The sequence below is a fragment of the Geodermatophilus sp. SYSU D01180 genome (assembly GCF_054050415.1).
On record NZ_JBJGZH010000010.1, the window covers coordinates 145,554 to 157,732 of the forward strand.

A 12,179-nucleotide genomic window follows, 5' to 3' on the forward strand; every position below is an offset into this window, starting at 1 on the left:
CGCGGGCCGGCTCATCGCGAGGAGGGACCGGCCGGACTCAGACCGCGACGACCCGGGCGACCACCGCCAGGGCGAACTCCGCGGCCTCGGGGAAGGTGCCGGTCCCCGCCCACGGGGCGGGGACGTCCGGCGCCGACGCGTACTCGCCCTGCCGGACGCGGATCGCCCGTGCGCCCACGGCCGCGGCGACGGCGACGTCCTTGCCGGGGCGGTCGCCGATCACCAGGACCCGGTCGGCGGGGACGCCGAGGCGCGCGGCGAGCACGAGCAGCCCCTGCGGGGCGGGCTTGCGCGCGGCCCGGCCGCCGAGGGTGTCGGTGACCAGCACCTCGGTCAGCAGCGGCCCGAGCCCGGTCGCGGCGAGCTTGGCCGCCTGGATGGCCGGGTTGCCGTCGGTGAGGCAGCCGACCGGCACGGCACCGGACAGCGCCGCGAGGGCCTCCCGGGCCCCGGGGTAGGGGTCGAGCCGCGCCGGCGCGCAGGCGGTGAACGCGCCGACCAGCGGTGGCACGTGCCGGGCCAGGTCGCCGGCGGGCACCCCGGCGGCGAGCAGCGCGCGGTCGATCGTCCCGCCGGTGTCGGACCCGGCCGTCAGCTCCGCGACGAGCGCGGCGTGCACGGCATCGCCGTCCAGCCCGGCGGCGCCGGCGGCGGCCCCGACGTCCACCGCCGCCGCGGCCAGGTAGGCGGCCTGCGGGTAGAGGGTGTCGTCGAGGTCGACGACGACGGCCAGCGGCGGCGGGCCGTCCCAGCCCGGCGCGGTGCTCACCACGGCAGCCGGCCGTCGGTGAAGTCGGGCTCGTCCAGCGCCAGCAGCGCGTCGGTGGCCTCGTCGGCGAGGACGGCGGCCACCTGCGGCCCGGTCGTGCCGTCGCCGTAGGGGCAGGGCAGGCCGGCGGCGCGGGCCTGGCCCGCCGGGCTGGTGTGCGCGGCGGCCGCGGCCAGGACGGCGTCGGCGGCGGAGTCGTCGGCCAGGCCAGCCAGCGTGGTGGTGCCGGCCTCGACGCCCTCCCACCGCGGCGTCGAGCCGCGCAGCACGACCACCGGGACGCCGAGGTAGGCGGCCTCCTCCTGGACGCCGCCGGAGTCGGTGACCGCCAGCCGGGCCGAGGCCAGCGCGGCCAGCAGCGTGTCGTAGTCGACCGGGCCGCTGCGGGTGATGGCCGGGTGGTCGAGCTCGGCGTCCAGGCCGGCGGCCGCCAGGCGGGCCGCGGTCCGCGGGTGCACCGGGAAGGTCACCGGCCCGACCTGATCGGCCAGCGCGCGGACGACCCCGACCAGCCGCTTGAGCCGCACCGGGTCGTCGACGTTGGTGGGCCGGTGCGCGGTCACCAGCACGCCGGACCGCTGCGCCACCGGCACCGGGCGGACACCGCGGGCGACGAGCGTGTCCACGACCGGGTTGCCGACCACGAACACCCGCTCCGCGGGCACGCCCTCGGCCGCGAGGAACGCCGCGGCCCGCCGGGTCGGGGCCAGGTGCAGGGCGGCCACCGCCGCAGCCACCCGCCGGTTGACCTCCTCGACGCTGCGCGGGTTCAGGCTGCGCAGCCCGGCCTCGAGGTGCGCGAACGGCACGCCGGCACCGCGGGCGGCCAGCGCGTAGGCGGGCACGGTGTTCGTGTCGCCCAGCGCCAGGACGACGTCGGGCCGGAACCGGGCCACCGCGCGGGCCGCGTCGGCGTGCAGTGCGCCGTACCGGGCGGCGGGGTCGTCGGTGGGCAGCGCGAACCGGCAGGTCGGCGCGAGGCCGAGGGTCTCCTGCAGCCGGGTGGAGAGCGCGGGGTCGGTGTGCTGGCCGGTGTCGACGACGTCGACCCGGTGGCCCGCGGCGGTCAGGGCCGCCACCACCGGAGCGAGCTTGACCACCTCGGGGCGGGTGCCGAAGGGCACGAGCACGTGCCGGCGGCGGCTCACGCGGACACCGCCCGCACGGCGCACGGGTCGGTCACCGGGGCGCCGTCCTCGGCGGTGTAGGTCTCGGCGAAGTAGCGGCTCATCCGCACGCCCGGGGTGAACCACAGGTGCGGCAGGCGGGCCTGCGGGTCGCGGATGCCGGTGAGGTGGGCGCTCACGACGTCGGCCCCGGCGGCGAGCGTCAGCGGCAGACCGCCCGAGAAGCGCGGGTTGATCTCGACCACGGCGGCCCGGCCGTCGTCGGCGATGAAGCCCTGCACGTTCGCCGGGCCGGTCAGCCGCACCGCCTCCAGCGCGGCGGCGACCACGTCGGTCACGGCGGGGGAGTCGAAGGTGGTGCCCTTGACCGAGATGCCCGCCCGGGTGTCGTCGCGCCAGCGCGGCACCACGGTGAGCAGCCCGCCGTCGCGGCCGACGAGGGCGTCGGCGGTGAACTCGCGTCCCTCGAGCCGCGTCTGCGCGATCAGCGAGGCGTCCTCGGACAGGGCCTCGGCCACCGCGGAGCGGGCGTCGAGCAGGCGCACGCCGCGGCTGCCGCGCCCGGCGCGCGGCTTGACCACCCACGGGCCCGGGACCCGCACCAGCCCGGCGGCGGTGTCGGTGGTCGCGGGGTGGGGGACCCCGGCGTCGCGCAGCGTGCGGGCGAACGCGGCCTTGTCGCAGCACAGCTCCACGCTGTCCGCCGACGGCAGCCAGGTCGCCACCCCGGCCGCGGCCAGCTGCTCCGCACCGGCGATGAGGGCGGGCAGCTCCTCGGCGACAGTGCCGATCAGCGCGTCCACGCCGTGCGTCCTCGCGAGGGACACGAGGGCGTCGACGAAGCGCAGGTGGTCCGCCCGCGGGACGACCGCGCCGACGGTGGCCAGCGCCGCGCCGGCGGCCGTCCCGTCGGCGTCCACTCCGACCACCCGGTGCCCGAGTGCGACCAGGCGGCGGACGACCGCGACGCCGGCCGGGCCGCCCGCGCCGGTGACGAGGACGGCGGGGCGGGGCGCGTCCGGGCCGGCGTGCCGGCCGCCGGACGGGGGCGTGGGCGCGGGGTGCAGGGTCGAGGTCACCGGGGCGTCTCCGAGTCGTGCGGGCGGGCGAAGCTGGCGGGGTGCGGGGCGGCGGGACCGGACCCCGGCGGCGGGACGGCGGGCGGCGACGCGGCCGGGTGACCGGCGGGCGGCACCGCGATCCGCACGACCGGGACCGTCGGCTGCGGCGCGTGGACCGGCCGGGCCGCCAGCCCGTCGTCGACGGCCGGCCGGGCGAGCAGCCAGCCCCGCGCCCACAACCGCAGCGCGACCACCCGGTTGTCGGTGACCGGCTCCCACTGCCGCCCGGCGACGCACTCGGCGAGGCGGTCCAGGACGGCCAGGTCGGTCTCGTAGGTGGCCACGGCCACGAGCGAGGCGCCGTGCGCGCCCAGGCCGTCGGCGGCCAGCTCGCGGACGCGCTCGGCCCGGCGGTCCGGAGGGAGGTGGCCGAGCCGGTAGTCCACGCGCCCGGACTCCCGGCGGGCGGCCAGCCAGGCCGACAGCCGGCGCGGGTAGACGTGGCGGTGCAGCAGTCCGGTGACCGTGGTGCGCCGCTTCCGGGCGCGCCGCTCGTCACCACCCGGGTCGCGGTAGCCGAGGCCGGGACGCGCCCAGCTGTCGGGACGGCGGGCGGTGTGCCGGCCCGACACGTCCTGCTCGGCCCGCTCGAGGGTCGGCAGGGTGATCCACACCATGAGCAGGAAGCCGCCGAGGGTGGCGACGAGGTTCCACACCGTGCCGACCCAGTCGTGGAACAGGACCAGCGCGCCCTCGCCCCACAGCAGGCCCGCGCCTGCGGACAGCAGCAGCCGGCCGTGGTTGAGCAGCAGCAGCGCCGCGACGGCGACCAGCAGGCCTCCGACGGCGTGCAGCCTGCGGCTGCGCAGCACGACGGCGGTCAGCGCGGTGAGCCCCAGCACCGACAGCACCGACGAGCACGACGCCGTCACGACCGCGTCGATGATCCCGCCGTCGTCGGGGAAGAGCAGCACGTGCCGCGGCAGCACCCCCGACGCCTGGCCTGGCGCGATCCAGCCGAGCACCGTCGCCACCCCGGCCGCCTCGACCACCTGCAGCGGGCCGGACAGGTAGCGGAAGCCCAGCACGCAGATCGCGGCGGCGAGCGCGAGGTCGGCCAGCACCGGAACCAGCCGGCGGTTCGTCCCGCGCCACGCCCTGCGGCGGACGGACGGGGCCGTGAGACCGGCGGCGCTCACCGCTCCTCCCCGGCGGGAACGGCGAACGACCGCGGCCGGCCGGCGGGCTCGGCGGCGCTCTCCTCCACGGCGGGCGCCGGGACGGCTGCCGGCAGCACGGTCGAGGTGGCGCCCGACCGGCTGGTCTTCACCCAGCTGTAGGGCCGCCCGAGCATCCCGTCGACGTAGGCGCGGGAGGTGATCCAGATCGACAGCGCGAACGCCGGGAGGAAGCCCAGCAGCCGCCAGGCCGACCGCCGCTCGACCCGGCCGACCAGCAGTCCGACGCACAGCTCGGCGAGCGGGCCGATGAACAGCAGCATCGACAGCGGCAGCAGCCCGACGACCGGCAGGTCCCCGATCCCGAACGCGCGCAGGACGGTGAGCAGCAGGCCCAGGCCGGACAGCATCGGAACGTGGTAGACGGCGAGGAACAGCGACGTCTCGACCTTCTCCAGCGGGGAGAGGTGCGGCGTTCGCATGAGCGGCCGCCAGTAGTCGCGCAGGCACTTCTGGTGGCCGCGGGCCCAGCGGTAGCGCTGCTTCCAGAACCGCTGGGCGCTGACCACCGCCTCCTCGAAGTCGATGGCCGAGACGTCGTAGCGCACCCGCTGGCCGGCCATGAGGATGCGCAGCGTCAGGTCGGTGTCCTCGGTGACGGTCTCCGGGTTCCAGCCGCCCAGCGCCCGGAGCGTGCTCATCCGGACCGCGCAGTTGGCGCCGCCGTAGGCGGGCAGCTCGAACAGCGCCTGGCGGCCGTACTCGTTGACCAGGTAGCCGGAGAGGTAGTCGACGAAGACGACGCCGGCCATGGACGAGTCCTTGCCGTTGCGGATCACGCAGCGGCCCATGACCGCGCCGACCACCGGGTCGCGGAAGTGCCGGACCAGCCGGCGCAGCGCCGTGGGCTCGGGCTCGTGGTCGGCGTCGAAGACCAGCACGACCTCGGCGTCGACGAGGTCGAGGGCCTCGTTGAGCGCGCCGGACTTGCCGCCGCCGGCGCCGGGCGGGCGGTGCAGCACGCGCAGCCGCGGCTCCCGCGCCGCCCAGGCGTCGAGCTTCGCGCCGGTCGCGTCGTCGGAACCGTCGTCGACGACGACCAGGGTGAGCCGGTCGGCCGGGTAGTCCAGGGCGAGAAGCGCGGACACCATCCCGTCGACGACGAGCTCCTCGTTCTTGCAGCCGACGAGCACCGCGACCGGCGGGGTGTAGGTGTCCAGGCCGACGTCGGCGGCGAGCAGGTCGCGCTCGGCCCAGCGGGCGGCCGCGACGGCGAAGGCCAGGTGCCGGCAGAAGTAGACGCCGAACACCACGTTGAGCGCGCCGGCGACCACGCCGAGGGTCGGGTCCAGCCCGAACGCGGCCGCGGCGGCGGCGAGGGCGACGACGTAGCCGGCCAGGACGAGGGGGCGGCCCTCGGGGCGGTCGGTGCCGTGTGCCACGGGTCCTCCTCCCGGCCTGCCGGTGGCGCGTGCGCGCCACCTCCTCGTGATTCGGCATCTGCCGGGACCACCTGAAGCGGAAGCACCGACACCCCGCTGTCCGCCGTCCACAGGCGGCCCGCCGTCCACAGCCTGCGGGCGGGCGCCGGCGGGGACGCCCGCCGCGGCGAGGGTCGGGACGCGCCCCGCCATCGGGGCCACCCGACCCGAGGAGGAGCCGTGACCACCGACCACCCGCCCGCCGAGGACCCGGCCGAGCCGACTCCCGCGGGACCCCGCCGGCGCGGGCTCGCCGCCCGCTGGGCCCGGGTCCGCGCGACCGCCGAGGTGGGCATGAGCACCGCCGAGTACGCCGTCGGCACGGTCGCGGCCTGCGCCTTCGCCGCGGTCCTCTACCGCGTGGTGACCGGGGGCTCGGTCGTCAGCGCGCTCGGCGACCTGGTCGAGTCCGCGCTCGGCGCCCTCTCCTGACCGTGCGCCGCCGCGCGGTCCCCCCGGGCCGGCGGGAGGCCGGGATGGTCACCGCCGAGACCGCCGTCGTGCTGCCCGTGCTGGTGCTCGTGCTGGCGGCCGTCGTCTCCGCCGTCGTGGTGGTCGGCGCGCACCTGCGCTGCGTGGACGCCGCGCGGGAGGGCGCCCGGGCCGCCGCCCGCGGGGAGGACGCGGCGCAGGTCCGCGCGCTCGCCGCCCGGGTGGCGCCGGACGGGGCGGTGACCGCGGTGGTCGTCGCGGGGGAGGAGGTCCGGGTCACCGTCGGCGCGTCGGTGGCGCCGCTGGGCGTCGGCCCGGCCGTCGGGGTCGGGGCGAGCGCGGTCGCCCGGCTGGAGCCCGGGGTGGCCGGCGGGTGAGCGGGCGCGAGCGGGGCTCGGCGACGGTGTGGACGGTGGCCCTGGCCGGCGTGCTCGCACTCGTCGGGCTGGCCGCGGTCCTCGTCGGGGCGGCGGCGGTGGCCCGCCACCGCGCCGGGTCCGCGGCCGACCTCGCCGCGCTCGCCGCCGCGGCGCGGGCGGTCACCGGGGACCCCGCCCCGTGCGTGGCCGCCACCGAGGTGGCGCGGGACAACGGTGCGGACCTGGCCGCCTGCACGGTCGGGGACGGTGCGGTCGTCGACGTCCGGGTGGCGGTCACCGTCCCGCTCGGGCCGCTGGGCGCCCGCCGCGCCGAGGCGGTCGCCCGCGCCGGGCCGGCGCCGCCTGCGGGCTCAGAAGACCAGGCCGTCCTCGACGTGGCCGGCGCCGGCGTCCGCGGCGGGCTCCGCGGGCTCCTCGGCGCCGGGCTCGAGGGCGGGCTCGGGCCGGGGAGCGGACCGCCCGGTGCCCGGCCGCCGCAGCAGCCCCCGGACCGGGCCGGTCGGCATCACGTGCGCGGTGCCCTCGACGTCGGACTCCTCGACGTCGTCGGCGTCCGCGGTGGCCTCGGCCGCGGCCAGCTCGTCGAGCACGACGTCGAGCACGCGCACCGCGCCGGCCTTGTCCAGCGGGTCGTTGCCGTTGCCGCACTTGGGCGACTGCACGCAGGAGGGGCAGCCGCTGTCGCACTCGCAGCTGGCGACCGTGGCACGGGTGGCCCGCAGCCAGCGCCGCAGCGCCGCGAAGCCGCGCTCGGCGAAGCCCGCGCCGCCGGGGTGCCCGTCGTAGACGAACACCGTCGCGGTCCCGGTGTCCGGGTGCAGTGCGGTGGACAGCCCGCCGAGGTCCCAGCGGTCGCAGGTGGCCAGCAGCGGCAGGATGCCGATCGCCGCGTGCTCGGCCGCGTGCAGCGACCCGGGCAGCGCCAGGTCGTCGACCTCGGCACGGGCGACCGCGTCGGCGTCGAGGGTCAGCCACACCGCCCGGGTGCGCAGCTGGCGCGGCGGCAGGTCCAGCGGGAACTCGGCGAGCACCTCACCGGTGCCGGCCCGCCGGCGCTGGTAGGCCACGACCTGGTTGGTCACGTCGACGACGCCGGTGTGCGCGGTGACCGTGCCCAGCCGGCGGGTGCGCTCGACGTCCACGACGGACAGGTCGGTGACGTCGCGGGCCACGGTGGTCCACTCCGGGCTCTCGGGGTGCACGACGGCGCAGGCGTCCTCGGGGTCGAACTCGTCGACGACGAAGGTCTCGCCGCGGTGCACGTACAGCGCGCCGGTGTGCACGGTGGAGTGCGCCGCCCCGCCGTCCACGGTGCCCAGCAGCCGGCCGGTGTCGCCCTCGATGATCGCCACCGGCTCGCCGCCGCTGCCCCGGATGTCGACCTCGGGGCGCCCCCGCCCGGCCCAGTACCAGCCGGCCGGGCGCCGCCGCAGGTCCCCGGCGGCGACGAGCTCCTCCAGCCGCGCCTCGGCCACCGGGCCGCCGAAGTCGGGCAGGTCCTCGGGGGTCAGCGGCAGCTCGGCCGCCGCGGAGCACAGCTGCGGCCCCAGCACGTAGGGGTTGGCGGGGTCGGTGACGGTGGCCTCGACCGGCCGGCCGAAGACCGCGCGGGGGTGGTGGGCCAGGTAGTGGTCCAGCGGGTCGTCGCGGGCGACGAACACGACCAGCGACTCGCGCTGCGCCCGCCCGGCGCGGCCGGCCTGCTGCCAGAGGGAGGCCAGCGTGCCGGGGTAGCCGGCGAGCACCACGGCGTCGAGACCGGCGATGTCGATGCCCAGCTCGAGGGCGTTGGTGGTGGCCACACCGAGCAGCTCGCCCGCCGACAGCGCCCGCTCCAGCTCCCGCCGCTCCTCGGGCAGGTAGCCGCCGCGGTAGGAGTCCACCCGCCGCACCAGGTCGCTGCGGCCCCGGTCGGCCAGCAGCCGGCGGGCCTGCTCGGCCACCGACTCGGCGCTGCGCCGGGACCGGACGAACGCCAGCGTCCGCGCGCCGCGCTCGACCAGGTCGGCCAGCAGCCCGGCGGTGTCCGCGGCCGCCGACCGGCGCAGCGGCGCCCCGTGCTCGCCGGTCTGCTCGGTGAGCGGGGGTTCCCACAGCGCGAAGGTCGCGCCCGGGCGCGGGGAGCCGTCGTCGGTCACGGCCACGACCGGCGCCCCGACCAGCCGGCTGGCCGCCGCGGCCGGCTCGGCCACGGTCGCCGAGGCCAGCACGAACACCGGGTCGGCGCCGTAGCGGCGGCAGATGCGGCGCAGCCGGCGCAGCACGTGCCCGACGTGCGAGCCGAAGACCCCGCGGTAGGCGTGGCACTCGTCGATGACGACGTAGGCCAGCCGGCGCAGCGTCGAGGACCAGCGCTGGTGGGCCGGCAGCACGCCGCGGTGCAGCATGTCCGGGTTGGTGACGATCCACCGCGAGTGCCGGCGCACCCAGTCGCGCTCCTCGGCGGGGGTGTCACCGTCGTAGGCGGCCGGCCGCACCGACGGGTCGGCCAGCGCGGCGACCGAGGCCAGCTGGTCGCGGGCCAGCGCCTTGGTCGGCGCGAGGTAGAGGACGCAGGCGCGCGGGTCCTCGGCCAGGCGGGTCAGCGCGGGCAGCTGGTAGGCCAGCGACTTGCCCGACGCGGTGCCGGTGGCCACGACCACCGAGGTGCCGTCGTGGGCGAGCTGGGCGGCCTCCACCTGGTGCCGCCACGGCTCGCGGACGCCCTGCTGCTGCAGCCGCTCCCGCAGGCCCGGCTCGACCCACTCCGGCCAGGGAAGGGTCCGGCTCTCCCGCACTGCCAGCCGGTGCACGTGGGTGACCGGGGACTCCTCCTCCGGGGTGCCGGCCAGCAGGTCCCCGAGCAGCTCGGCGCCCGGCGGCACGGCGTCCGGGGCCCCGGCGCTCCCGGGGGCGGTGGACCCGTGCGCGGCGGCCGAACCGTGGACCGGCGCGCCCTCCATGGCGGTGCCCTCTCCGGCGGTGCCCGGCGCCTCGCCCCCCGAGGACCCTCCGCGGCCGGGTGGGGGAGCAACCGACCGGACCGGGTGGAGCGTGGTCACCCCTCCACTGTCACACCCGGGGGCAAGCCGCCCCTCGTCCCGGGGAGAGGAGCGACCCTCCGCCCACCTGCGGTCACGCGCTGCCCCCACATCGGTTCCGGGGAGGGGGCAGACCGCGGAGTGTGATTCCGCTTACACTCGCGCCTCGTCTCCGGGCGGTCCCGCCCGCCGACGTGCTCTCCGCCGACCGGGGACGCCAGCCGCCCGTCGGCAGCCGACCGCTGGGAGGTACCGATGCCGGACAATGATCTCTCCGGCGGGGACGTCGTCCTCGTGACGGCAGCCCTCGTCGTCTCGCTGGCTGCACTGGTGTTCGCGTGGTCCCTCGTGCGCGCCGTCCTGGCAGCCGAGCAGGGCACCACCCGCATGCGGGACATCGCCCGGGCCGTGCAGGAGGGCGCCGGGGCCTACCTGCGGCGGCAGTTCCGCACGCTCGGCGTCTTCGCCGTGATCGTCTTCCTGCTCCTGCTCGTCCTGCCGGTCCACGACGGCGGCTGGGGCACCCGCGTCGGCCGCGCGGTGTTCTTCCTCGTCGGCGCGCTGTTCTCCGCGACGGTCGGCTTCATCGGCATGACGCTGGCCACGCGCGGCAACGTCCGGGTCGCGGCCGCCGCCCGCACCGGCGGCTACCGGCCCGCCTTCCGCATCGCGTACCGCACCGGCGGGGTCTGCGGGATGATCACCGTCGGCCTGGGCCTGTTCGGCGCGTCGCTGGCGCTGCTGCTGTTCGACGAGACCGCCCCCGTCGTCCTCGAGGGCTTCGGCTTCGGCGGCGCGCTGCTGGCGATGTTCATGCGCGTCGGCGGCGGCATCTTCACCAAGGCCGCCGACGTCGGCGCCGACCTCGTCGGCAAGGTCGAGGCCGGCATCCCCGAGGACGACCCGCGCAATGCCGCCACCATCGCGGACAACGTGGGCGACAACGTCGGCGACTGCGCCGGCATGGCTGCCGACCTCTTCGAGTCCTACGCGGTGACCCTCGTGGCCGCGCTGATCCTCGGGCAGGTCTTCTTCGGGGCGGTCGGCATGGTCTTCCCGCTCGTCGTCGCCGCGATCGGCGTGCTCGCCTCCGTCGTCGGCATCCTCGCCAGCAACCCGGGCAAGGGCGACGCCAGCGGCCTGGCCCCGATCAACCGCGGCTTCTTCACCTCCGCGGTCGTCTCCCTCGTCCTCGTCGCCGCCGCGGCCTTCACCGTGCTGCCGAGCGTCGCCGACGTCCCCGACTCGGTGGTCAACCCGCAGGTGCTCGGCTTCGTGTCCGTCCTGGTCGGGATCGTGCTCGCCGCCGCCATCCAGCAGCTCACCGGCTACTTCACCGAGACCAGCCGCAAGCCCGTCCGCGACGTCGGCCGCAGCTCGCTCACCGGCCCCGCGACCGTGGTGCTCTCCGGCATCTCCCTGGGCCTGGAGTCGGCCGTCTACGCCGCCCTGCTCATCGGCGCCGCCGTCTACGGCGCCTTCCTCATCGGCGGCGGCGCGGCGCTGTACGCCGTCGCCCTGGCCGGGTGCGGGCTGCTCACCACCGCCGGCGTGATCGTGTCGATGGACACCTTCGGCCCGGTCAGCGACAACGCGCAGGGCATCGCCGAGATGTCCGGCGACATCGACGAGGACGGCGCGCGCGTCCTCACCGACCTCGACGCCGTCGGCAACACCACCAAGGCGATCACCAAGGGCATCGCGATCGCGACCGCCGTGCTGGCCGCCACCGCGCTGTTCGGCTCCTACAACGAGCAGGTCCGCGCCGCGCTCGACGGCGCCGACCTGGGGCAGGCGTTCAGCCTCGTCGAGCCGGACAACGTCGTCGGCGCGGTCATCGGCGCGGCGGTGGTGTTCCTGTTCTCCGGGCTGGCGATCAACGCGGTGTCCCGGGCCGCCGGTCGGGTGGTGTTCGAGGTCCGCGAGCAGTTCCGCACCCGCCCCGGGATCATGGACTTCTCCGAGCGGCCGGACTACTCCGCCGTCGTCGACATCTGCACCAAGGACTCGCTGCGCGAGCTGGCCACCCCCGGGCTGCTGGCCGTGCTGGCGCCGGTCGCGGTCGGGTTCGGCCTCGGCTTCGGCCCGCTGGCCGCCTACCTGGTCGGCGCGATCGCCGCGGGCACGCTCATGGCGGTCTTCCTCGCCAACTCCGGCGGGGCCTGGGACAACGCCAAGAAGATGGTCGAGGACGGCGCGTACGGCGGGAAGGGCAGCGAGGCGCACGCGGCCACCGTCATCGGGGACACCGTGGGCGACCCGTTCAAGGACACCGCGGGGCCGGCGATCAACCCGCTGATCAAGGTGATGAACCTGGTGGCGCTGCTCATCGCGCCGGCGGTCGTCAGCCTGCACGTGGGGGAGGGCGCCAACACCACGGTGCGGCTGCTCATCGCCGGCGCCGCGGCGCTGGTGGTCATCGCCGCCGTCGTGGTCTCCAAGCGCCGCTCGGTCGTCGTCGGCGGCACCGCCGGGGAGCCGGCCGGCACGCTGACCACGTCCGCGTCCTGAGACCACCCCGCGAGCCTCCGCCCGCCCGGCCGGGCGGAGGCCCGCGGCGGCCTGTGGACGGGCGGCCGGCTGTGGACGACGCGGCCGGTCCCGCCGCAGGGCCGTCCTAGCGTCCGCGGGGGGGGGCCCCCCCCGGGGCGGGGCCGCCCCCCGGCGGGGCCGTGTTCCCCCCCCAACGCAAACACCGCGCCCCCCTGCCCAACCCCGGGGTGGCTCTTGC

Annotated in this window: 9 protein-coding genes and 1 pseudogene; 4 read left to right on the plus strand and 6 right to left on the minus strand. The window is 77.5% G+C overall.

The annotated features are described in order from the left end of the window. Positions 1–37 precede the first annotated feature (37 nt). The 5 genes from ACI8AA_RS11895 to ACI8AA_RS11915 are packed head-to-tail and all read right to left on the minus strand — an operon-like array spanning position 38 to position 5,577. On the minus strand, positions 38–769 hold the full coding sequence (locus tag ACI8AA_RS11895) for an HAD family hydrolase (protein WP_457044619.1): 732 nt from the start codon (positions 767–769) through the stop codon (positions 38–40). Further along, positions 766–1,917, minus strand: coding sequence for a non-hydrolyzing UDP-N-acetylglucosamine 2-epimerase (gene wecB, locus ACI8AA_RS11900; protein WP_457044620.1), 1,152 nt, complete (start codon positions 1,915–1,917; stop codon positions 766–768). The genes ACI8AA_RS11895 and wecB overlap by 4 nt, the downstream gene beginning before the upstream one ends. Continuing rightward, the gene (locus ACI8AA_RS11905; RefSeq protein ID WP_457044621.1) at positions 1,914–2,975 is read right to left on the minus strand and encodes an ATP-grasp domain-containing protein; all 1,062 of its coding nucleotides are present in this window, start codon (positions 2,973–2,975) and stop codon (positions 1,914–1,916) included. Before ACI8AA_RS11905 ends, wecB begins: the two co-directional genes overlap by 4 nt. Further along, a complete protein-coding gene (locus ACI8AA_RS11910; protein WP_457044622.1) occupies positions 2,972–4,156 on the minus strand; it encodes a hypothetical protein in 1,185 nt (394 codons plus the stop codon). Before ACI8AA_RS11910 ends, ACI8AA_RS11905 begins: the two co-directional genes overlap by 4 nt. Next, entirely contained in the window at positions 4,153–5,577 is a 1,425-nt protein-coding gene (locus ACI8AA_RS11915) for a glycosyltransferase (RefSeq protein ID WP_457044623.1), read from the minus strand. The genes ACI8AA_RS11910 and ACI8AA_RS11915 overlap by 4 nt, the downstream gene beginning before the upstream one ends. Positions 5,578–5,796: 219 nt before the next feature. Here ACI8AA_RS11915 and ACI8AA_RS11920 point away from each other — a divergent pair, with 219 nt between their 5' ends. The 3 genes and pseudogenes from ACI8AA_RS11920 to ACI8AA_RS11930 form a co-directional block, all read left to right on the plus strand. Continuing rightward, positions 5,797–6,048 (plus strand): DUF4244 domain-containing protein, encoded by a 252-nt coding sequence (locus tag ACI8AA_RS11920; protein WP_457044624.1) that lies wholly within the window; start codon positions 5,797–5,799, stop codon positions 6,046–6,048. 44 nt (positions 6,049–6,092) lie between these two features. Then, positions 6,093–6,425, plus strand: coding sequence for a TadE family type IV pilus minor pilin (locus ACI8AA_RS11925; protein WP_456929815.1), 333 nt, complete (start codon positions 6,093–6,095; stop codon positions 6,423–6,425). Further along, positions 6,422–6,751: pseudogene (locus tag ACI8AA_RS11930) on the plus strand (Rv3654c family TadE-like protein); the annotation flags it as partial. The gene ACI8AA_RS11925 and the pseudogene ACI8AA_RS11930, both read left to right, overlap by 4 nt. Positions 6,752–6,778: 27 nt before the next feature. Here ACI8AA_RS11930 and ACI8AA_RS11935 read toward each other — a convergent pair. Then, on the minus strand, positions 6,779–9,370 hold the full coding sequence (locus ACI8AA_RS11935; RefSeq protein ID WP_457044625.1) for a DEAD/DEAH box helicase: 2,592 nt from the start codon (positions 9,368–9,370) through the stop codon (positions 6,779–6,781). Between the two features lie 333 nt (positions 9,371–9,703). Between ACI8AA_RS11935 and ACI8AA_RS11940 the strand changes: the two genes are divergently transcribed. After that, positions 9,704–11,959: a sodium-translocating pyrophosphatase gene (locus tag ACI8AA_RS11940; RefSeq protein WP_457044626.1), complete on the plus strand. Its 2,256-nt coding sequence runs from the start codon at positions 9,704–9,706 to the stop codon at positions 11,957–11,959. Positions 11,960–12,179 lie beyond the last annotated feature (220 nt).